Below are 20,832 nucleotides of genomic sequence, written 5' to 3'. Positions count from 1 at the left end.
GCCGGTATGGGCAGGCGCCATTTCACAACAACCAACGCGACAACAGGTCCACAACAACAGACGTTTAGACGGGTTCACAACGACAGACGCTACGACGGGGAGCTAGCTGACACCATGAGCAACGTATTGTTTATTGAACATCCCACGCTGGACGGCCACAGCATCGGCGAGATTCGCCTGAACGCCGAGCGTTCGCTCAACGCGCTGGCCTACGACATGATCGAGGCCATTCTGCCGCGCCTTGAAGCCTGGGAAGACGACAGCAGCGTCGTCGCCATTGTGCTGTGCGGCGCCGGCGAGAAAGCCTTTTGTGCCGGCGGCGACGTCGTGGCGCTGTATCGCTCGATCACCGGGCAGGACAGCCATGCCGAGGAACTCGACGAATACTATTTCGGCGGCGAGTACCGCCTGGACTATCGCCTGCATACCTACAGCAAACCCGTGGTGGTCTGGGGCAGCGGCATTGTCATGGGCGGCGGCATGGGGCTGCTTAACGGCGGCAGCCATCGCGTGGTGACCGAGACGTCAAAGCTGGCGATGCCCGAAGTCACCATTGGCCTGTACCCCGACGTCGGCGCCAGCTGGTTTCTCAACCGCCTGCCGGACAACATGGGGCGCTTTCTGGCGCTTACCGGCAGCCAGCTCAACGCCCGGGATGCCTGCCAGCTGGGGCTGGCCGATCGCATGCTCGACAGCAACGCCCGCGACATCATGATCCAGCAGCTGACCGAGGTCGACTGGCATTCGGCCGAAGGCCATCACGCCCGCCACGGCGCGGTCAATCGCGTGCTGCGCGACCTCGAGCGCGAGGCCGCCGAGGCCGAGATCTTCGATGCGCTGCCGATGCCGGTTGTGGAACACGCCGGGCTGGTGCGCGAGCTGATGGACCAGGACACCGTGGAGCAGCAGGTCGCGGCGATTCTTGACTGCGAACACGACGACCCCTGGCTGGCGCGGGCGCGCAAGACACTGGCCAACGGCAGCGCGATTTCCATCAAGCTGATTGACGAGCAGCTCACTCGCACGCGCTATATGTCGCTGGCGGAGGTGTTTCGCAGCGAGCTGGCGCTGTCGGTGCGCTGCTGCCGTCAGGGCGATCTCGCCGAAGGCGTACGCGCGCTGCTGGTGGAGAAGGACCAGTCGCCGCGCTTTCGCTATTCGGGCCTGATCGACGTGGACCCGCACTTTATTGAAGGCATGCTCGCCGAGCCCTGGGCGAAAAATCCGCTGGCCGACCTCGGCGAATAAACGCTGGCCCGACGAATGCTCAGTCCTACACTTACACCCACACTTTACTCACACCATACGCCTTGCCTTGAAACCGCCGCTCAGCGCTCCTGGCGCTGAGCGGCCTCCCAGCTGGCGAGCCGGGCGTTCAGCGCCTCAAGCTGCGGGCAGGGCAGTCGGTGCTGCCGGGCCTGTTCGATCAACGGCCCGAGAATGGCGTTGCGTTCGGTAGGGCGGCCGGCGTCCAGATCCTGCAGCATCGACGCCCGGTTGCCGGCCGTGGCTTGAATTACCCGGTTGACCAGCCGGTGCCAGCCATCCACGCCGGCGCCCTCGGGGGGCGCGACGCCCAGAGCAGCCAGAATCGCCGCCGTTTCCGCGATGGCGGCGTCCAGCTCGCGGTGAAAGCGCGCGTCTTCCAGCGCCCCGTTGGGCACGTTGTTCAGCGCCACCAGGGGGTTGATGGCCGCATTCACCGCAAGTTTTCGCCAGAGCCGGGTGTCGATATCGTCGACGGCGTCGGCGGTCATGCCTGCCCGGTTCAGGTCGTCGACCAGCATTTGGGCCGTTTCGGCATGGCGGCCGTCCAAGCCGCCCACAGCGCTTTCTCCCCGTCCCGCGTGAACCATGCTGGCATCGTCCAGCGCGTACGCGCCCTCGGTTGTCGAGGCGCAGAGCACCGGCCCCGGCCAGCGCTCGCTCAGGCGGGGCTGCACGGCAAAGCCGTTTTGCCACAGCACCAGGGGAATCCCCGGGCCAAGGCGTTCGGCCAGCGCATCGGCGGCGTCGTCGGCGGCGTACGCCTTGGTCGTCAGATGAATAAAGGCGGGCGCCTGGGCGGGCGTCAGCTGCTCCAGTCGGACAATCGGCAGCTGCCGCGTCAACGTCCGGCCCTCGGGCGTGGTCAGCGTCTGGCGTTCGGGCAGCGCCCGGCGCGCCACCAGTTTGACCGGGTAGCGATCGGCCAGCGCATGGGCCAGCATGCGGCCCAGGGCGCCGGGGCCGACCACCAGATGGCGTGGTGTCATGAGCGACTCCGTCGAGAGGTCGAGGAACGCCGGCGACGTGAGGCGCCGGCCTTGTTGCGCGGGCGCTTTGGCTGCGCCGAAGCTTTGGGAGCCGCTTCGCCGCTGGCGGTTTGCAGGCTGTGGCGCAGCCGGCCGGCATCGCTTTGCGACAGCAGCCCGCGCAGGTCGGTCAGCAGCGCCTGCTGAAAGTCGGCGTCGTCGTCGCGGCCGTCCGCCATCGCGCCCAGGCGTTGCTCCCAAAGAGCCGTGCGTTCCGGCGTGGCCACGGCTTCGGGCAGCGCGCCGATCAGCGCCGCGCCCAGCCGGGTGGCGCGCAGGGCCTTTTGCTGTCGCACCAGATAGCCGCGGGCGACCAGGGTTTCGATAATGCCTGCTCGGGTAGCCTCGGTGCCCAGGCCGTCGGTATTGCGCAGCGTGCGCTTGACCTCGGGGTCGTCAACGTAGCGGCCGATGTTCATCATCGCCTTGATCAGGCTGGCGTCGGTAAACGGCTCGGGCGGGCGGGTTTCCTGCGCTTCCACGCCGGCATTCTGCACCCGGCAGGTTTCGCCCTGGGTCATCGGCGGTAGCGGCGGCGCCTCTTCGCGCGAGGTGAACAGCGGCTTCCAGCCCGGGTCGAGCACCTGCTGGCCGCCGGCGCGAAAGGTTTCGCCGTCAATGGCCAGCTCGGTCCGGGTTTCAAAGGTCAGCAGCGGCGGATAGAACTGCGCGACCAGGTTGCGCGTGATCAGCCGGAATACCTTGCCTTCGGTCGCCGACAGCCGATCCAGGTCCGGCGTTTTGCCGCTGGGCGCCAGGGCGTGGTGGGCGCCGACTTTGCCGTCATCCCAGGCTTTCGAGCGCAGGCTGAAGTCGGCACCTGCCAGCCAGCCCTGAAGTGTGGCATCCGACCGGCAGGCACCGGCCAGGGTGCGCTGCGCCTCGGCGAGATGGGCTTTGGGCAGGTAGCGGCAGTCCGAGCGCGGGTAGGTAATCAGCCGGTGGCGCTCGTACAGCGCCTGGCAGGTATCCAGCACCGCCCTGGCGGAGAGCCCGTAGCGGCGAGCGGCGTCCACTTGCAGGGCAGACAGCGAGTAGGGCAGCGGCGGCGCCTGGCGTTTCTGCCGCTGATGGAGCTGCGCCACCCGGCCTTCACGCCCGGGCAGCGCCTCGGCCAGCGCATCTGCCGGGGTGCGGTCGAGCAGCCGGCCCCGGTCATCCAGCGGGTGCGGCGGCCCGGGCACCCACCAGGCGCAAAACTCACCGCCGGCGACGCGGACGTTGACCCACAGCGGATAAAACGGCCAGGGCACAAACTCGCGGATGGCCGTGTCCCGGCGCACAATCAGGCCCAGCACCGGCGTCTGCACCCGGCCCACGGAGAGCACGCCGTCGTGGCCCGCCTGGCGCCCCAGCAGCGTCCACGCCCGGGTCAGGTTGATGCCGTACAGCCAGTCCGCTCGGGAGCGTGCCCGGGCGGCGCGGTACAGAGGAGCAAACTCGGCGTTATCGGCCAGCTGCCCGAGCGCCCGCGCCACCGCCGGGCGGTTCAGGTCGTTGACCAGCAGGCGCTTGACCGGCCCGCGATAGCCCAGATACTCGACCACTTCCTGCACCAGCAGCTGGCCTTCGCGGTCGGGGTCGCCGGCGTGAACCACGGTGCCGGCCTGCTTGAGCAGCCGGCGGATGACCGCCAGCTGACCGCGTGCCTTCGGCCTTGGCACGTGCTTGAACGCGGCGGGCACAATCGGCAGGCGGTCGAGCCGCCACTGTTTATCGGCGGCGTCGTAGGCCTCGGGCGGCGCCTGCTCCAGCAGATGGCCCAAACACCAGGTCACCACGGTATCGTCGGCGTACAGCGCGCCGTCGCGCTTCTGCGCACGCCCGGGCAGCGCATCGGCAATGGCCCGGGCAAGGCTGGGCTTCTCGGCAATGATCAAACGCATCGGGCGCACTCGGATAAAAACCAGAGCGTCATGGTAGCAGAGCCGACACCGCCAAGCGCACCGCCCGCGCGAGGCGATACGCACCGCTTCCCGGTTTTTGTCGTTTTGGCACTAATGTGGCCCTGCATGCGTGCGCTTGCGCTGTGTATCATGGGGCTTTTGTCACTTTGGCATTGACGCGGGGAAGCACAGTGAACACGGAAAACCACTCTCGGCAGGCGGCGCTTATCTGGTCCGTGGCGGATCTTCTGCGCGGCGATTTCAAGCAGTCTCAATACGGCCGCATCATCCTGCCGTTCACCCTGCTGCGCCGGTTGGAGTGCGTGCTGGAACCCACCAAGGCGAAAGTGCTTGAGGCGGCCGAGGCGCATCAGAACAAGCCCGATGCGGTGCGCGACAAATTACTGTTGAGCGAGGCCGGCCAGCCGTTTTTCAACGCCTCGCCGTTGACGCTGGGCACGTTGTCGCCAACCCAGACCGCCGATGATCTGATGAGCTACGTGCGCTCGTTCAGCCAGGACGCCCGGGAGATTTTCGAACACTTCGAGTTCGAGAACCACGTCCAGCAGCTTGAAGCCGTCGACCTGCTGTATCAGGTGGTCGAGCGTTTTGCCAAAACCGACCTGAGCCCCGAGCGGCTGTCCGGCTACGGCATGGGGCTGGTGTTTGAAGAGCTGATCCGCAAGTTTGCCGAAAGCTCCAACGAGACGGCGGGGGAGCACTTTACCCCGCGCGACGTGGTACACCTGACCACCTCGCTGGTGCTCACCGGGCAGGACGACAAGCTTAAAAGCGGCGGCATCGTCACCGTGTACGACCCTACCGCGGGCACCGGCGGCTTTCTCTCCGAAAGCGATGTCTACATGCAGCAGGTCAGCGGCGGCATGAGCGTCTCGCTCCACGGCCAGGAGCTCAACCCCGAGTCCTACGCCATCTGCAAGGCCGACATGCTGATCAAGGGCCAGGCCGTGAGCCAAATCAAGCTGGGCAACACGCTTTCCGACGACCAGCTGGCCGGCGAGCCGTTTGATTTTATGCTCGCCAACCCGCCGTTCGGCGTGGACTGGAAGAAAGTTCAGAAAGGCGTCGTCGACGAGCATAAACACAAGGGCTTTGATGGCCGCTTTGGCCCCGGGCTGCCCCGAGTCTCCGACGGCTCGCTGCTGTTTCTTATGCACCTGGTGAGCAAAATGCGCCCCAAAAAAGAGGGCGGCTCGCGCATCGGGATTATCCTCAACGGCTCGCCGCTGTTTACCGGCGGCGCGGGCAGCGGCGAGTCGGAAATCCGCCGCTACCTGCTGCAGCACGATATGGTCGAAGCCATTGTCGGCCTGCCGACGGATCTGTTCTACAACACCGGCATTGCCACCTACGTGTGGGTGCTATCCAATAACAAGCCCGCCGAGCGCCGGGGCAAGGTGCAGCTGATCGACGCCACCGCCCGCGGCAGCAAAATGCGCAAGTCGCTGGGCAGCAAGCGCCACTTTATCGCCGACCGCGACCTCGACGAGGTGGTGCGCCTGTACGGCCGCTTTGCCGAAAGCGAAGAGAGCAAGATATTCCCCGTCGAGGCCTTCGGCTACCGCCGCATTACCGTGGAGCGCCCGCTGCGCCTGAACGTCCAGGCAAGCTCCGAGCGCCTGGCCCGGCTTGGCGAACAAAAGCCTATCCAGAAACTTGCCGATGCCGAGCGCGACGCGCTGAACAACGCCTGCGCAAGCCTGGGCGAAGAGCAAGTGTTTACTAACCGCGAGGCGTTTCTCAAGGTGCTGAAGACCGCCTTTGCCGAACACCTGCCGGCCGGTATGAAAGTCGGCGCGCCGCTGCAAAAGGCCGTGCTGGCCGCCCTTGGCGAGCGCGATTCCGAGGCCGATATCTGCCGCGATAAAAAGGGCAATCCTGAACCCGACACCGGCCTGCGCGATCACGAAAACGTGCCGCTGGACGAGCTGGTATTCGACTACTTCGAGCGCGAAGTGAAGCCCCACGTGCCCGACGCCTGGGTCGACAAAAGTAAAATCGACCCGCTGGACGAGCGCATCGGCATCGTCGGTTTCGAGATTCCCTTCAACCGCCACTTCTACACCTTCGAGCCCCCGCGCCCGCTGGAAGACATCGACGCCGACCTCCAGGCCTGCACCGACCGGATCAAGCAGATGATCGAGGAGATGGCGGTATAATGTTGATCGAACACGTAAAGCACGCGTTGACAGCCTGCGCGCGCCGCCTCAGCATGGCCGATGACACACCCGCCATGCCTCTCACTGACGCACACTTTGGCGGGTTTTTCGTGGCTTTTCTGAAAATGTGCTGGGAGGGCGAGTCATGAGTTTCCCAGCTTATCCCGAATACAAGGGCTCCGGCGTCGAATGGCTGGGGGACGTGCCGGTGCATTGGCAAATAGGGCGCCTCAAACATTTGCTTAGAATCCAAGGCGGACAAGACTATAAAGAAGTGGAGAGCGTTGAGCCTACTAGCTATCCAGTGATTGGTTCCGGCGGACAGTTCACCTACGCAACGGATTATTTATATGATGGTGAGTCTGTCTTGCTTGGAAGGAAAGGCACTATTGATAAGCCTTTATATGTTAAGGGGAAGTTTTGGACGGTTGATACCATGTTTTATACAGAGGTTCTGCCAAGAGCTAATGGGAGGTATGCGTATTATGCAGCGACTATAATCCCTTTTTCTCTTTATTCAACCAATACGGCGCTGCCAAGTATGAGTCAGTTCGATTTGGCTAATCATATCCAGCCGTTACCGAGCTATAAAGAGCAAGCCCAGATCGCTACCTTCCTCGACCACGAAACCGCCCGCATCGACGCGCTGATTGCCGAGCAGCAGCGTCTGATCGCACTGCTCAAGGAAAAGCGCCAAGCGGTGATTTCCCATGCTGTCACCAAGGGGCTCGATCCCGACGCGCCGATGAAAGATTCCGGCGTGGAGTGGCTGGGGGAAGTGCCGGCGCATTGGGTAGTGGCCCCGATCAAGATGTTTTTTAGATTTTTAGATGGAAGAAGAATACCGCTTAAAGCTGAAGATCGCGGGGGGCGACAAGGTGAGTTTCCTTACTACGGTGCCTCTGGGGTTATTGATTGGATAGATGATTTTATATTTGAAAAGGATCATGTTCTTGTTTCCGAGGATGGTGCTAACCTGCTTGCGAGGTCGTCTCCTATCTCTTTCGTTGCTAGAGGTAGGTATTGGGTCAATAACCATGCCCATATTCTAGAGCCTATCGATGATAACCTAGAATACTGGGCTGAGGTGATTGAAGATTTAGATCTTTCCATTCATGTCACAGGATCTGCTCAGCCCAAGCTCACCAGTGAGGCTCTCGGTTCTATTGTTGTAGCATCCTCCCCTTCGCCTGATGAACGGTTAAAAATACAAGAAAGGATCACTAAGATAGATAAGGTAACCAAAGAGCTAATCAAAGAAGCATTTGATGGAATTAATTTATTCCAAGAACGCCGCTCGGCGCTAATCTCCGCCGCCGTGACCGGCAAGATCGACGTGCGTGGCTAGCAGGCCGCAGAGCAGGCCGAGCCGGAAGACGCGCCCATGGCCGCCGAGCCGAGGGCGATTTACCAATAAAAAAGGAGCACCATGATTCAGGGACGAAGTATCCGGCTATTTCTCGTGGATGGCACGCCCAATGGCCTGCTGTCCGCCGAGATCATGAACTGGACCGGCCACGTTCTCACCGGGCCGCGCAGCAAGCTTATCGAGCTGGTGCAGCGTCCGGAGTGTGGGCGCACCGGCATTTATTTTCTGGTGGGGCCTGATCCCGAGAACAGCCTGCGCCCGCTGGTCTACATCGGCGAAAGCGACGACGTGGGCACGCGGCTCAAACAGCATAACCGCCCCGAAGATAAGGGCGGCAAGGATTTTTGGGAGAAGGTCTGCCTGGTGACCAGCAAGGACCAGAACCTAACCAAGGCCCACGTCAAATACTTGGAAAGCCTGCTGATCCAGAGTGCCGGCAAGATTGGCCGCTGCCGGCTTATCAACAACACGGCACACGATTATATCAATCTGCCGGAGCCGGATCGTGCGGATATGGCGTTTTTCACTGAGCAAATTCGTACCGTGCTGCCGGTGTTGGGGTTGGATTTTCTGCGCGATGTTGCGATGCCATCTACTGTCAAAAAAGAGTCGGAAGTTTCCGTTGAGCCGTCGCCCGACTTCAGCATGAAAGTACCCAAGCACGGCATTAAGGCGCGTGCCCAAGAGATTGATGATGAATTTTACGTGCTGGAAGGCTCGCTCGCGCGCGGTGAGTGGGCCGGGATAGACGGCGGTTATCAGGTGCTATTTCAACAGCTGTGCGATGACGGTGTGCTGGCAGACAGCGGGAATAATCTGCGTCGCTTTACTACGGACTACGCCTTTTCCAGCCCCAGCGCAGCGGCTGCGGTGGTGGCAGGCCGAGCGGCTAACGGGCGCAAGGATTGGAAAGCGGAAGGCAGCGGGCTGACCTACGGCGAGTGGCAGGATCAGCGGGTGAGCGAAGCAGCAGAAGCTACTCCGGAATAGCGTAAGGGAGAAAATGTGGGCGTTGAACGCATGAAAGCTTTACTTAGCGGTATGCCCGATCTTCAGCAGTTAGCACACCGCGAAAGGACCCTCTTCGATGTAGGTGCCCGCGGTTACTTCGAGAACCCGACTTCAGATTTGCTGGCCTTCTTTCTTGATTCCGATGCAGAGCATGAATTCGGCAATGTGGTGTTGTCGGCGCTTCTTGAATGCCTTCCCGATCAGCAGCAGCCGGAGTTGGAAGAGAGATACTTGATCCGTTCTCCAGCGCGTGAGTGGGTGACGTCTCAGCAGCAGCGCATTGATCTGGTGCTAGAGTCAGAGCGCTGGGTGCTGGCGGTCGAGCACAAGATATATCACGATCTCAGCAACGACTTTGCTCACTATAGTGAAGACCTCTCCCTACGCTTGTCAGGTCAAGACAACCGGCAAGTTCTGTGCGTCGTGTTGTCGCCAGAAGGTCTGGCGCCGCACCCGACCGGCTGGCTGGGTATAAGGTACGCTGACTTCTTGGCTCGCCTGCGAGTTGCTGTACGTTGCCTTTGTGAGCAGCACGGCGAAAGCAAGTGGCTGCTATTTTTGCGCGAGTTCATCATTCATCTGGAGAACCTGACCGTGACCGATACCCTGACCGACGCTCAAGAGCAGTATGTGTTGGAGAACCTGGGTAATATCGAGGCTCTGACTCAAGCCAGGAATGATGCGCTGGAAAGCCTTCGTTATCGACTGCAGGAAGGTATCAATAGTCGGCTCGGTGATCTTGAGATACCGATTACATCGTCGACGAAAAACTGGCCTGTCGGGCCGGCACTTCATTTTGTGCCACTTGGATGGAAAGGCAACTCTATCGTCGTCGTTTTTTTGTCAAAAGATCATCCTAAAACGGTGAGGGTGCAACCTTATATTGACAAGAGAAATGGCGATATCAATGCGCTGAGAAAGCATGGCATAGATGTCAACCACTTCGATAATCACAGCATTGGCAGAGACTATTACCTTCTCTTTCATGACTTTAAGGAAATGCACTGGGAGGCCATAGAAAAAGCCGCAGCGGACTATCTTCGAGCTATTATCAGCATGGAAAGTGAATGGCAGAAAGAGGCTACATAACCCTGTTTTCGGCGATACGCCGGCAAAGTGGCAGCGGCTACTTAAATGAACGTTCGTAGCAATCGCACGGCGGAGAATGATGCTACGCCGATCACCAAGCTTGGCAGGAAGACCGTGACTGCCAGTGGTGCGGCCTCTACGCCTTGCCCCACACGTTCAACCGCGTAAGCTGAGCCTTATATAGACAGATTCGCAGAGGACGCCATGGCCAGCAGCAGGGAAGCGCAGTTTCAGCAGGATATTATCGCCGCCATGGCCAGTGGCGGCTGGCTGACCGGGGCGGCCAGCGGCTACGACCGCGCAAGCGCGCTCTACACCGAAGACCTGCTGGGCTACGTGCAGGACGCCTGGCCCGAGCGCTGGGCGCAGTTCTGCAAGCATAACCCCCAGGCGCCGGAGCGGGCGTTTATCCAGCGCACGGTGCGGGAGCTGGAGAAGGCCGGCACGCTTGAGGTGCTGCGCCACGGCTTTAAGGTGCCGGGCATCAAGTTTGATCTATGCAGCTTTCAGCCCGACCACGGCATGAACCCGGAATCTCTCGCCCGCTACCGCGCCAACCGCCTGCGGGTTGTGCCTGAAGTTTCTTATTCGCCCCACGCCAGCGAGAAGAGCGCGGCCAAAAGCTATAACCCACGGCTGGATCTGGTGCTGTTCGTCAACGGCATTCCCACTGCCACGCTGGAGCTGAAAAGCCAGTTCAAGCAGACGGTAGAAAACGCCAAACGCCAGTACCGCACGGATCGCCCGCTAAAAGACCCCGTTACCCGCAAGGCCGAGCCGCTTCTCACCTTCAAGCGCGGGGCGCTGGTGCATTTTGCCGTGAGCCAGGCGGAAGTCGCCATGACCACCCGGCTGGCGGGCAAGGATACCTTCTTTCTGCCGTTCAACCGCGGCACCGAGGATCAGGGCGCGGGCAACCCGCCGCCGCAAAACCCCAACGACTACGCCACTGCCTACCTCTGGGAGGACGTCTTCGCGCCGCAGGCCTGGCTGAAGGTGCTGGGCCGCTTTCTGCATCTGGAAAAGAAAACGGTCGAGGACTTTCACGGCCGCCGCTGCACCAAAGAGACGCTGATCTTTCCCCGCTATCATCAGTGGGGAGCGGTGAACCAGCTGGTGCAAACCACGATGGAGGAAGGCCCCGGGAAGCGCTACCTGGTGCAGCACAGCGCCGGCTCCGGCAAGTCCAACTCCATCGCCTGGGCGGCGCACCAGCTGGCCAGCCTGTATACCGACGGCGGGGCGCGGCTGTTCAACTCGGTGATTGTGGTCACCGACCGCACGGTGCTGGATAGCCAGCTCCAGGACACCATCTACCAGTTCGAGCACGCCCACGGCGTTGTGCGGCCCATCACGCGGGATCTGGGCAGCCAGAGCAAGTCCGAGCAGCTGGCCGAGGCGCTGGCCAGCAACACCCGCATCATCATCGTCACTATTCAGACCTTCCCCGCGCTGTTTGACGCCCTGGATAAACGCCCCGCGCTTGCCGAGGGCAGCTACGCGGTGATCGCCGACGAGGCGCATTCCTCACAAACCGGCAGCTCCGCCACCAAGCTCAAGGCGCTGCTGGCCGCCGCCGGCGAGGATGACGAAGGCGAGGCGGGCGAGATCAGCGCGGATGCCATGCTGGGTGCCGCCGTGGCCGCCCGCCGCCCCAGCGAGCGCATCAGCTACTACGCCTTTACCGCCACGCCCAAGGCCAAAACCCTGGAGCTGTTCGGCCGCCCGCGGGACCCGAGCCTGCCGGCCAGCGCCGACAACAAGCCCGAGCCGTTTCATCTGTACTCCATGCGCCAGGCCATTGAAGAGGGCTTCATCCTCGACGTGCTGCAAAACTACGTCACCTACAACACCGCCTGGAAGCTCGCCCACCCGGACGGCGACGAGTACGAGGTTGACGCTAAAAAGGCCTCGCGCACGCTGGCCCGCTGGGTGCGGCTGCATCCCTACAACATCGCCCAGCGGGTCGAGGTCATCGTCGAGCACTACCGCGAGAACGTGCGCCACCTGCTCGACGGCCAGGCCAAGGCCATGGTGGTCACCGCCAGCCGTCAGGAAGCGGTGCGCTACCAGCTGGCCATGCGCGAGTACGTGCAGGCGCAGGGCTACGCCGACGTTCACCCCATGGTGGCCTTCTCCGGCACTGTGGCGGAGGACGAGGTAATCCCCGAAGAGGTGACCGAAACCAGCCGGCTGCTCAACCCTGACCTCAACGGCCGCGATCTGGCCCAGGCGTTCGACACCGACGACTACAACGTGATGATCGCTGCCAACAAGTTTCAGACCGGCTTCGACCAGCCCAAGCTCTGCGCCATGTACGTGGATAAAAAGCTCGCTAACGTCGACTGCGTGCAGACGCTCTCGCGGCTTAACCGGCTGTTTCCCGGCAAGGAAACCTTCATCCTCGACTTCTACAACGATGAAGAGGACATCCTCGCCGCCTTCGCCCCGTACTACCGCAAGGCCGAGCTGGCCGACGTCTCCGACCCTAACGTGGTGTTTGACCTGCAGCGCAGCCTGGACGCCAGCGGCATCTACCAGTGGGATGAAGTGGAACACTTCGCCCACGCCTTTTTTGACCCCAAGGCCCCGGCCTCAAGCCTCAGCTATTACTGCCAGCCGGCACAGGATCGCTTCAAACAGCGCTACCGGTTCGCGCTGGAGCAGCTGCAAATCTGGCAAAGCGAACGCGATACCGCCGAGCAGAACGGCGACGACAAGGGCCTGAAACGCACCGAACAAGAGCTGAAAGAAGCCGGCACCACCCGCGACGAGCTGGACCTGTTCCGCAAGAACCTGCAAAGCTTTGTGCGCACCTACGAGTTTTTAAGCCAGATCGTCACCTTTGACGACGCCGAGCTTGAGCAGCTGTGCGTGTTCGCCCGCCACCTGCACCCGCTGCTGCGCACCGACCGCCTGCTGGAAGACGACAGCATCGACGTCAGCGAGCTTGAACTGACTCACTACCGGATGACCAAGCGCGAAGAAAAGCGCCTGCAGCTGGAAGTCGCCGAAGGCGACCCGCTAAAGCCGGTCAGCGACGTCGGCTCCGGCAACCCCCATGACCCGGAAAAGAAGCGCCTGGACGACATTATCGAGCGGCTGAACGATCTCTACGGCGCCGAAGTCAGCGACGACGATAAGCTCCACTTCGTCACCGGCATCGCCGACCGCATCTCACGCGACGAAGCGGTCATGGCCCAGGTCAATAACCACACCCCGGAGCAGGTGATGCACGGCCTGCTACCGGCAAGAGTGCAGGAAGCCGTGATGGACGCGATGAAAGACCAGGAAACCCTCACCATGCCGCTGCTGGAAAACGAAGAAACCGGCCGGCAGTTCGCGATGCTGGTGCTTAAAATGTTGGTGGGGAGTGATGCGCAGCGTCAGGCGTAACTTTTGGGGAGTCGGGGCGGCGGTGAGTGTTTCAACGCTGCCCGCTGATTCAGTCGTGTTATATAGGTGGCGTTATTATTGGTGCTATACTGCCAAGCGAAAATTAAATTTCAATAATTTCAATTGCCTAATGAAGAAATGGTACGCTAGATCATACTATTGAACGTACCCGCGTGTTCAAGTGGAATACCGAGCGTGCGGTTTAGTAGCTGTTATGTTCTCGTGTTATGAAAGAACGGAGGTGGTCTTGAGTGATGAAGAGCTGGTTTTTAAAGAAAAGTTAGACTTTTTGTTTAATGTGATAAATAGGTATGATCATTACATTGGAACCACCAACTTTAAAGTTGGCTTGATGATGTCGTTTGTTGGTGCTGTGGTTTTAGGGTTAACTATGCGTGTAATGTTGATTGCCGCGCCTAAGGAAGAGTGTGGAGTGCTCTATTATTTTGCGATATTTTCCTCTTTATCAACAATAGTATTATCTCTTTTGGCTGCAGTGAACCTGCTTAGAGTGGTATTTCCAAATACTAATACCCATGGTGGAAAAAAAATCATTAATATTATTTGGAGATGTAGCTAGCTACGAAAATGGGAGCTCTGGATATGCTGCGAAAATAAAAGACGCGTCTTTAGATATCTTGATTGAGGACTTATCTAAGCAAGCATTTGTAGTTGCTGAAGTCGCCAAGGAGAAATTCCGCATATTAAAAATCGCTGTCATCATAATTGTCTGGGGAGTTATTCCGTCATTATCTATATCGATAATATTTTTAATGTTAGAGGGGGTTGATTGAAGAAATGGCTAATCTCGAGAGAGTCTTTGAAGATTTATTCAATTCTGTAAACAGCCAGTCATCTTCTTTTGACTTGTCTAAATCAGATATGTCAGAAGCGATGGACTCACATCCTGCTTTAGAATCTATCAGATCCGTACCATCCGGCCCTCAAGAGGAATTTCTTTTACAAGAACAAATACGGCCCCATTTTGGAAAGACTGGAGTCAATTCCTCACCGATAGGGACACATCCAGATTTTTTGGAACTAGAGGGAGTAAGAGCAACAAAAAGGCACTATGCTTGCACACTGTTCGTCGATATTAAAGGTTCTACGAGGCTATCCCTTTTATACGATCTAGATCTTGTTTTTCAGTTTAAAAATGCTGTTGTTCAAACATGTGTTGAGATTATCCGGTCTTTCGATGGTCATGTCCATAGATTAATGGGCGATGCTGTGATGGCATTCTTTGGTGGTAAATATACCGAAAAAGAGGATGCTGTTGCCGATGCGATTAATTGCTCTATAACTTTAAGAGCGATTCTTGAAGAAAGTATTAAGCCATGGATGGGAAAGCAAGGCCTAGATTCGAAAGATTTTGGTTTCAGAATTGGCTGTGATTTTGGAAATGATCAAGAGGTTCTTTGGGGGAGTTTTGGCTATCAAAATGTAGGAGAAGTCTCAGCAACGGGGTTACCAGTTGATATGGCTTCTAAACTTCAAAGTTTGGCTGGAAAAAACCAAACGATGCTCGGTCAAGGCTTGTTAGACTTCGTTAATTGGCCTGAGGAATATTCAGATATAAAAATTAAAGAGAAAGACGGAGTGTCTGAGAGTGTACTTGTAGTAACGCCGAACATTACTTATAGTGAAGGTAGTGCTCTTGATTACAGAATGAGAAAGTTATCTTATTCTAAAAGCTTGGAATTTAGCGCTCTTCCTAGGAGTTTTAGAGAGAAGATAAGTGATGGTGCTGTAAAAGGGCATCCACATATCAACTATCGATGCTTTGCTTTTATCAATGAGAGGGAGGTCGAGTATATATCAGCCTCTAAATTTTTGGATGCTGGTGTTTCTTTAAGGTTCGAAGTAAAAGCTGAGACAGCAAATCGTCTAGATTTTCCACTTAAAGTAGTGTTTAAGAAGACAAATCATGGCATTGCAACACCCGAGGGTGAAAGAGGAGTTGAGCAAGAGGGGCAAGTTAAATTTATTCATAAGAAAAGAGTTGGCTTATATGATCGATCAGTCGCTCCGTTTTCTCAGATTTCCCATGATGAAGCTACACAGTATCGAGGCTTACATACAATGAAGTGTGAAGTATACGGTTCAGGTGGGACGCTTTTATTTCGTGATTGGATCGGCGTAATGATCAGGTAAGATATAACAAATGTAGGCACAGCGACGCTCACTACATTGCGCCTTCGGCTCCATTTCGTGGGCGCGCATGCTGCAAGCGCTATAGAACAGTGGTTTAAGCTCATAGACAGACTGGTGCTATTTCCTGCTGATCCCGCTGAACAAGCACTACACGCCGGTTCGCATCGGCTTGATAACCAGGGGCAGCAGCAAAAGGCCATTGTTGAAGGCTTTGCCAAAACCGACTTGCCGGTCGTTCGGCTTTCGATGCTCGGCGCTAAAGGGCTGATTGGCTGCTATGGCCGGGTGTATGGTCGTGAAGAAATCGAAGCGCTTGGCGTCTGAAGCATACCGCTATCAGCGCCCGGCGCTCATGCCCCCTCCTTTCCCGCATCATGAAACACCTCTACTCACCCCCGCCCACCGGCTCTTCCCGAAAAATATCGTTAAAAAACGCCTTGCCGGCGTCGGCGAGTACCAAGTGGCCGCGGGCGTTGTAGTAGGCGATGTGGCGGTCGACGAGGGCGACCTTGGCGGCTTCGGGCAGCTCGTCGCGGATGCAGTGCTGGTTGATGACGTTGCCGGTTCAGCAATCGGCCGAAAATACGCATCTGCACATGCTGCTGGTTTAAAAAATACCGATAAAGCGGCCTTAAATGCCGTTATGGTGTGTGAAACTAAACCTCGTGGTTTATAATTCACCCTGAAAAAGGAATTAAAGGCCGTTATCAGGCATGAAAATAAACCAGCTGCTACACAAGATACCGTATGGAGCCGTGGTGACCACTGAGTGGCTGGCGTCGCACGGCGTGACCTCGGACCAGGCTCGTAAGCTGGCTCTTGGCGGCTGGCTTACGCGTGTGGGGCACGGGGCCTACTGCCGCACAGGTGAGCCACTGACCTGGGAAAGCGCCGTGTTTGCGCTGCAGTCGAGTGCCGGGCAGGCGGGGCCGCCGCTATGGCCGGGTGGCCAGACGGCTTTGGCGCTGCACGGTTTTGCGCATTATCTACCCATGGGGGAGCGTACAACGCACCTGTACGGCAGCAAGGCAGCCAGATTGCCGCTATGGTTTAAGCGTGCCACCTGGGCGGGAAATGTCGTGCTCCAACCGGAAAAAGGGCTCTCGGCCGGGCTTCCCGGAAGCTTTACCGACTACGCGCCGGACGGCAGGGCTTTTCGCTTAAGCATAGCTACGCCGGAGCGAGCGGTGCTGGAATGGGTTGCGGTAATACCCAATGAACTGCTTTTCAGCAGCGAGCTGGTCGATACGTTTAGCGGGCTCAATACATTGCGCCCACGCCGGCTGCAGACCTTGCTGGAAGGGTGCCGCTCGGTGAGAACCAAGCGTGCCTTTCTGGTGCTGGCTCGCTACGCTGGGCATGCTTGGTACAGCCGTCTGAAGCCTTGCCATCTGAAGCTTGGCACGGGGAAGCGGCAGCTTTATCAAGGGGGTGTGTTGGACAAGGAATACCTGGTGACGGTCCCGGAGGCCTTTTCGGATGAGCATTGAAGCCCATTATCATGAGCAGGTCAGTTTGCTGGTTTCGCTGCTGCCATTTCTGAATGATGAGCCGTGTTTTGCTCTCAAGGGCGGCACGGCGATTAACCTTTTTTTACAGCCGTTTCCGCGTCTTTCGGTGGATATTGATTTGGCGTATTTACCGTTGGAGCCGCGTACCGAGGCCTTACGCCGTTGTCGCGAAGCGTTGCAGCGGTTGGCTCAGGCTTTTAATACACAGTTGCCGAGTGTTCAGGCCAGGCTTCAGGATAATCGCCGAGACGAATTAAGAATTCTGGTAAGTCGCGGGCGTAGCCAGGTAAAAGTAGAGGTTTCACCGGTTCTACGCGGCACCTTACATCCACCACAAATGCGCGACATTGTTGAAGTTGCCGAAGATGAATACGGCTTTGCCACGGTACAGGTCGTATCACTGCCGGATCTTTACGGTGGCAAAATTTGTGCAGCGCTTGATCGTCAGCACCCACGTGACCTCTTTGATGTGAAGCTGCTGCTGGATCAGGGTGGTCTGGACCGCTATGTTTTTGAAGGTTTTCTGGTGTATTTACTGGGCCACCCAAGGCCTCTGAACGAGGTGCTTAACCCGCGTTTGCAACCGTTGGAAGGGATTTATCACCAGGAATTTGTCGGAATGGCGCATAGCGATATTCCGCTCTCTGAGCTTGAGGCAGCTCGCCGTGAACTACTTTCACGGCTAGGGCAGCTGATCACAGACGAAGACGTGCGCTTTCTTCTCTCGTTCAAGCGGGGAGTTCCCGAGTGGCAGCGGCTATCGCTTTCTGGCGTTGACCGGCTGCCGGCTGTGAGGTGGAAGTTGGCCAATATTGCGAAGATGAGTCCTGAGAAACACCAGCAGTCACTAACGTTGCTGGAGAAGGCTTTGAACAGACTTCGCGCATAAGTAGGTTGCATCATCGCGCTGCTTTTAGGCAGCACGCATGCCGGTCTTGATCACGCTGGTGCTGACGCTGTTTGCCAACATTGCCGTTGTGCGCCTGCTGTGGCTATAAGCTGATCAAAGGCTTGAATGGTCGATATGGCTGTATTCGTGACAGCGCTTCAGGGGCATTCGGGCGGCTTGGGGCTGGCGGATAATCCCAGCTTGGTAAACCAAGCGGTGGCGTCTCCGCCGGCGTTGTCGCCGTCGGTCATCAGCGCCAGGCCGTCGATGCTTTCCGGGCGGCTGCCGAAGAGGCGCTCGTAGTCGTCGCCTACATCGCGCACTTCCGCTACCCATTCGCCCACGCGGGCGCTGCCGCTTTGCAGGGCCAGCAGCTGGGCGTGCGAGGTAAAGGCGTTGGGCCAGTCGCTGTCGGCCGGCTGGTTTGAGGCCCAGACGTAGTTCACCGATTCCACCTGCCAGGGCAGCAGCCCCGTTTTGCGCGCCACGTAGACGCGAGCGGGGTAGTCGTCGCCGGATTTCTGTTTCTCATCAAGGCCCGGGTAAATGCCCGATACCCGCCAGCACCAGTGCAGGTAGGGCGTTTTGCCCAAGTCAATCTCGCGTTCCAGGTATTTCGCCGAGGCCTGCTGCCGGGCGCTGGCCTGGAGCAGCGGCGTGTCTTCCCGTTCGACAACCCGGTACTCGGTTTCCCCGTCAAAGGAGCGCGTGGGCCAGGACTGGATATCCTGCGGCGAGAACGTCAGAGCCTCGGCGGCGAAGACGGGGCCTGCCATCAGTCCGATAAGACAGCAGGGAAGCGCGGCGTGGATCATGGCAAAAGCCTCGGCTGGAGCGAAAAAGCGGGCGGGGGTCGATGGTGGCGCTAGGCGTGGCTGCCCTCAACGACTCTGCCGCCGAGAATGGAGACGACGTGTTCAAGCGCGAAGGCGTGGCCGGGCTGGTTGAAGCTGGCCACGCCCTGTTCGTGCACCACGATGTCAAAGCCCTTGTTATAGGCGTCGATCGCCGTGTGGAGGATGCAGATGTCGGTACACACGCCCACCAGGTGCAGTTCGGTAATCCCGCGCTCGCGCAGCTTGGTTTCCAGCGGCGTGCCGACGAAGGCGCTGTAGCGGGTTTTGTCGAAGTAGTGGACCTGGGGCTTGTCGCGGTGCCGGTCGTATACCTCGGCCAGCTTGCCGTAGAGCGCGCGCCCGGGGGTGCCGATGATGTTGTGCGGCGGAAACAGCTTCGATTCGGGGTGGTAGGGGTCGTTTTCCTCGTGGGCGTCAATGGCGAAGAAGACGTCGTCGCCGGCCTGGATAAATGATTCGGTCAGCGCGACGATGCTGTCTTCCAGCGCCTGACCCGGCGCGGCGCAGGACAGCTTGCCGTCGTCGGCGACAAAGTCGTGGGTATAGTCGATGTTGAGCAGTGCCCGATAGCTCATGGCGGCGTACCTCCCGGGGTTGGTTCCTCGCTGCGACGTGTCTTTGGCCGCATTTATCGTCGGCCAGCCTTGTCCTTGTCACATTTGTCTTTGCCAAATTGCCTTTGCCACATTTGTCCTTGCCACATTTGCCTGCGGCCACGTTAGTCTTCAGCCACCATAGTGGACGCGCTCGCCGGCGGAAAGTGGCAGAGGCGTTGGCGCTGGCCCGGTTCAGCGACCGAGGCGGATATGTTAACCGCTCTTTTCTTCCCAGTGCATTTCGTATAGCTTTTGTATGATGTAACTGTACAGAGGAATGTCTCATGCGTGAACGTGGCAGAACGCGGCGGCTTTTCGGGCTTGGCGCACGCACCGGCGGCGCGGTGCTGAAAAACCGCATGGGCGGCAATGCCGACTGGCATTCGCTGGGTGAGGTGCTGTTTGACGGTCTATCCGAGCTTCGCGGCCCGGCGATGAAACTGGCGCAGATTGTGGCCCAGTGGGACGACGTTCTGCCGCCGGAGCTGGCCGATCAGCTGGCCCGCCTGCAGCGCCAGGCCGAGCCCATGCCCTGGCCGCGCATCCGCGAGACGCTGGTGGCCGAGTACGGCGATCTTGACGCGCACTTTCGTCATGTGGAGCAGCAGCCCTTTGCCAGCGCCTCCATGGGGCAGGTACACAAGGCAGTCACTCTGGAAGGCGAGACGCTGGTGCTCAAGGTGCAGTACCCGGGGCTCGGCGACGCACTGGAGGGCGATCTGCGTCAGGTCAAGCGGATGATGCGGCTGGGCCGCTGGTTCAACGTATCGCCGGCGCGGCTGGATGCGCTGTTCGAGGAGCTGGCCGCCGGGCTGCGCGACGAGCTGGATTACGCTGCCGAGGCGCAAACGCTGGCGCGTTACCGGGAGCGCTACCGCCACGATCCGCGCCTGTGTATTCCCGAGCCGATTCCGGCGCTGTGCGGCGAGCGTGTGCTGGCCATGCGCTATCTCGCCGGCACGCCGCTGGATGAAGTGACCGGTGCCGACGACGCGGTGCGCCAGCCGGTAGCCGCAACGCTGGCCGACTGGCTGACGCAAGAGCTGTTTACCTACGGCGAGCTCCACGCTGACCCCCACGCGGGCAACTTTGCCGTGGACGCCGAGTCGCGCCTGATTATCTACGACTTCGGCGCCGTGATAGCGGTGCCCGAAGCGCGTCTTGTCGCCATGATGACGCTGCTGGAAGCGACGCTGGCCAACGACCCCATGGCCATGGACGATGCCATGCTGGCGCTGGGTGGCCGCCAGGGGCAGGGCGCACCGCTGGCGCTGTACCGCGAGGCCGCCGAGGCCATCGCGCCGCTGTTTGCGCCGGGAGAGCAGGACTTCGCCGATGTGCGCGTGCATCGCCGGCTGCGCGAGCTGTCGCCCCGGGTATGGGCGGCCATGGACCGCCTTCAGCCCCCGGCGGATACGCTGCTGCTGTCCCGGGCGCTCAACGGCCATTACTGGAACATGGTGCGCCTGGGCGCACGGCTGGATATGCACCGGCGCTGCCAGCCGCTGCTGGCGTGGGCGAAGACCGGCGCGGATGCGCCACGGCGGTCGCCACCTGTGTAGCGGCGGGCGGGCATGCTAGACTACGGCGCTTTATGCGG

General features: G+C 59.3%; 18 protein-coding genes. 14 read left to right on the top strand and 4 right to left on the bottom strand.

What is annotated here, in order from left to right; translation table 11 throughout:
* Positions 1-114 precede the first annotated feature (114 nt).
* Entirely contained in the window at positions 115-1,248 is a 1,134-nt protein-coding gene (locus tag C793_RS0108630; protein WP_017430537.1) for an enoyl-CoA hydratase/isomerase family protein, read from the top strand.
* 80 nt (positions 1,249-1,328) lie between these two features.
* On the opposite strand, the gene C793_RS0108625 is transcribed toward C793_RS0108630, so the two are convergent.
* Both C793_RS0108625 and C793_RS0108620 read right to left on the bottom strand, forming a co-directional pair.
* Positions 1,329-2,255 carry a ketopantoate reductase family protein gene (locus tag C793_RS0108625; RefSeq protein WP_017430536.1) on the bottom strand — a complete coding sequence of 309 codons (927 nt, stop codon included), beginning with the start codon at positions 2,253-2,255 and terminating at the stop codon, positions 1,329-1,331.
* On the bottom strand, positions 2,252-4,180 hold the full coding sequence (locus tag C793_RS0108620) for a DNA topoisomerase III (protein ID WP_017430535.1): 1,929 nt from the start codon (positions 4,178-4,180) through the stop codon (positions 2,252-2,254). Before C793_RS0108620 ends, C793_RS0108625 begins: the two co-directional genes overlap by 4 nt.
* A gap of 191 nt (positions 4,181-4,371) precedes the next feature.
* Between C793_RS0108620 and C793_RS0108615 the strand changes: the two genes are divergently transcribed.
* The 12 genes from C793_RS0108615 (at position 4,372) to C793_RS0108570 (ending at position 17,779) form a co-directional block, all read left to right on the top strand.
* Positions 4,372-6,360: a type I restriction-modification system subunit M gene (locus C793_RS0108615; RefSeq protein ID WP_017430534.1), complete on the top strand. Its 1,989-nt coding sequence runs from the start codon at positions 4,372-4,374 to the stop codon at positions 6,358-6,360.
* Positions 6,361-6,505: 145 nt separating this feature from the next.
* A complete protein-coding gene (locus tag C793_RS13710) occupies positions 6,506-7,708 on the top strand; it encodes a restriction endonuclease subunit S (RefSeq protein ID WP_017430532.1) in 1,203 nt (400 codons plus the stop codon).
* Positions 7,709-7,789: 81 nt separating this feature from the next.
* Positions 7,790-8,719 carry a GIY-YIG nuclease family protein gene (locus C793_RS0108600; protein WP_017430531.1) on the top strand — a complete coding sequence of 310 codons (930 nt, stop codon included), beginning with the start codon at positions 7,790-7,792 and terminating at the stop codon, positions 8,717-8,719.
* A 15-nt stretch (positions 8,720-8,734) separates the two neighbouring features.
* Positions 8,735-9,829: a PD-(D/E)XK nuclease family protein gene (locus tag C793_RS0108595; RefSeq protein WP_017430530.1), complete on the top strand. Its 1,095-nt coding sequence runs from the start codon at positions 8,735-8,737 to the stop codon at positions 9,827-9,829.
* A 204-nt stretch (positions 9,830-10,033) separates the two neighbouring features.
* Positions 10,034-13,225 carry a type I restriction endonuclease subunit R gene (locus tag C793_RS0108590; protein ID WP_017430529.1) on the top strand — a complete coding sequence of 1,064 codons (3,192 nt, stop codon included), beginning with the start codon at positions 10,034-10,036 and terminating at the stop codon, positions 13,223-13,225.
* Between the two features lie 247 nt (positions 13,226-13,472).
* On the top strand, positions 13,473-13,805 hold the full coding sequence (locus C793_RS14475; RefSeq protein WP_156804994.1) for a Pycsar system effector family protein: 333 nt from the start codon (positions 13,473-13,475) through the stop codon (positions 13,803-13,805).
* Positions 13,762-14,019, top strand: coding sequence for a Pycsar system effector family protein (locus C793_RS14865; protein WP_371827775.1), 258 nt, complete (start codon positions 13,762-13,764; stop codon positions 14,017-14,019). The genes C793_RS14475 and C793_RS14865 overlap by 44 nt, the downstream gene beginning before the upstream one ends.
* A gap of 4 nt (positions 14,020-14,023) precedes the next feature.
* Positions 14,024-15,379: a nucleotide-binding domain-containing protein gene (locus C793_RS14310; RefSeq protein ID WP_083871913.1), complete on the top strand. Its 1,356-nt coding sequence runs from the start codon at positions 14,024-14,026 to the stop codon at positions 15,377-15,379.
* A 57-nt stretch (positions 15,380-15,436) separates the two neighbouring features.
* Positions 15,437-15,703 carry a hypothetical protein gene (locus C793_RS0108580; RefSeq protein WP_156804993.1) on the top strand — a complete coding sequence of 89 codons (267 nt, stop codon included), beginning with the start codon at positions 15,437-15,439 and terminating at the stop codon, positions 15,701-15,703.
* The gene (locus C793_RS14470; RefSeq protein ID WP_156804991.1) at positions 15,675-16,055 is read left to right on the top strand and encodes a hypothetical protein; all 381 of its coding nucleotides are present in this window, start codon (positions 15,675-15,677) and stop codon (positions 16,053-16,055) included. Before C793_RS0108580 ends, C793_RS14470 begins: the two co-directional genes overlap by 29 nt.
* Before the next feature lie 37 nt (positions 16,056-16,092).
* The gene (locus C793_RS0108575) at positions 16,093-16,869 is read left to right on the top strand and encodes a type IV toxin-antitoxin system AbiEi family antitoxin domain-containing protein (RefSeq protein ID WP_017430526.1); all 777 of its coding nucleotides are present in this window, start codon (positions 16,093-16,095) and stop codon (positions 16,867-16,869) included.
* Positions 16,859-17,779 (top strand): nucleotidyl transferase AbiEii/AbiGii toxin family protein, encoded by a 921-nt coding sequence (locus tag C793_RS0108570; RefSeq protein ID WP_017430525.1) that lies wholly within the window; start codon positions 16,859-16,861, stop codon positions 17,777-17,779. The genes C793_RS0108575 and C793_RS0108570 overlap by 11 nt, the downstream gene beginning before the upstream one ends.
* A gap of 158 nt (positions 17,780-17,937) precedes the next feature.
* Here C793_RS0108570 and C793_RS0108565 read toward each other — a convergent pair whose 3' ends face one another.
* On the bottom strand, positions 17,938-18,555 hold the full coding sequence (locus tag C793_RS0108565) for a DUF3047 domain-containing protein (RefSeq protein ID WP_245550207.1): 618 nt from the start codon (positions 18,553-18,555) through the stop codon (positions 17,938-17,940).
* An 89-nt stretch (positions 18,556-18,644) separates the two neighbouring features.
* A complete protein-coding gene (locus C793_RS0108560) occupies positions 18,645-19,211 on the bottom strand; it encodes a cysteine hydrolase family protein (protein WP_017430523.1) in 567 nt (188 codons plus the stop codon).
* Positions 19,212-19,516: 305 nt separating this feature from the next.
* Between C793_RS0108560 and C793_RS0108555 the strand changes: the two genes are divergently transcribed.
* Positions 19,517-20,794, top strand: a complete 1,278-nt coding sequence (locus C793_RS0108555) for an ABC1 kinase family protein (protein WP_017430522.1) — start codon at positions 19,517-19,519, stop codon at positions 20,792-20,794.
* Positions 20,795-20,832: the final 38 nt, after the last annotated feature.

It is taken from the genome of Vreelandella jeotgali Hwa (assembly GCF_000334215.1).
Classification (GTDB): Bacteria; Pseudomonadota; Gammaproteobacteria; order Pseudomonadales; family Halomonadaceae; genus Vreelandella; species Vreelandella jeotgali.
This window is presented reverse-complemented; position numbering and strand designations above follow the sequence as displayed.

Excerpts from the sequence above, each read along its gene's own strand:
- C793_RS0108630 (WP_017430537.1), top strand. The coding sequence starts at position 115 with ATGAGCAACGTATTGTTTATTGAACATCCCACGCTGGACGGCCACAGC.
- C793_RS0108625 (WP_017430536.1), bottom strand. The coding sequence starts at position 2,255 with ATGACACCACGCCATCTGGTGGTCGGCCCCGGCGCCCTGGGCCGCATG.
- C793_RS0108620 (WP_017430535.1), bottom strand. The coding sequence starts at position 4,180 with ATGCGTTTGATCATTGCCGAGAAGCCCAGCCTTGCCCGGGCCATTGCC.
- C793_RS13710 (WP_017430532.1), top strand. The coding sequence starts at position 6,506 with ATGAGTTTCCCAGCTTATCCCGAATACAAGGGCTCCGGCGTCGAATGG.
- C793_RS0108600 (WP_017430531.1), top strand. The coding sequence starts at position 7,790 with ATGATTCAGGGACGAAGTATCCGGCTATTTCTCGTGGATGGCACGCCC.
- C793_RS0108590 (WP_017430529.1), top strand. The coding sequence starts at position 10,034 with ATGGCCAGCAGCAGGGAAGCGCAGTTTCAGCAGGATATTATCGCCGCC.
- C793_RS14865 (WP_371827775.1), top strand. The coding sequence starts at position 13,762 with ATGGTGGAAAAAAAATCATTAATATTATTTGGAGATGTAGCTAGCTAC.
- C793_RS14310 (WP_083871913.1), top strand. The coding sequence starts at position 14,024 with ATGGCTAATCTCGAGAGAGTCTTTGAAGATTTATTCAATTCTGTAAAC.
- C793_RS0108575 (WP_017430526.1), top strand. The coding sequence starts at position 16,093 with ATGAAAATAAACCAGCTGCTACACAAGATACCGTATGGAGCCGTGGTG.
- C793_RS0108570 (WP_017430525.1), top strand. The coding sequence starts at position 16,859 with ATGAGCATTGAAGCCCATTATCATGAGCAGGTCAGTTTGCTGGTTTCG.
- C793_RS0108565 (WP_245550207.1), bottom strand. The coding sequence starts at position 18,555 with ATGGCAGGCCCCGTCTTCGCCGCCGAGGCTCTGACGTTCTCGCCGCAG.
- C793_RS0108560 (WP_017430523.1), bottom strand. The coding sequence starts at position 19,211 with ATGAGCTATCGGGCACTGCTCAACATCGACTATACCCACGACTTTGTC.
- C793_RS0108555 (WP_017430522.1), top strand. The coding sequence starts at position 19,517 with ATGCGTGAACGTGGCAGAACGCGGCGGCTTTTCGGGCTTGGCGCACGC.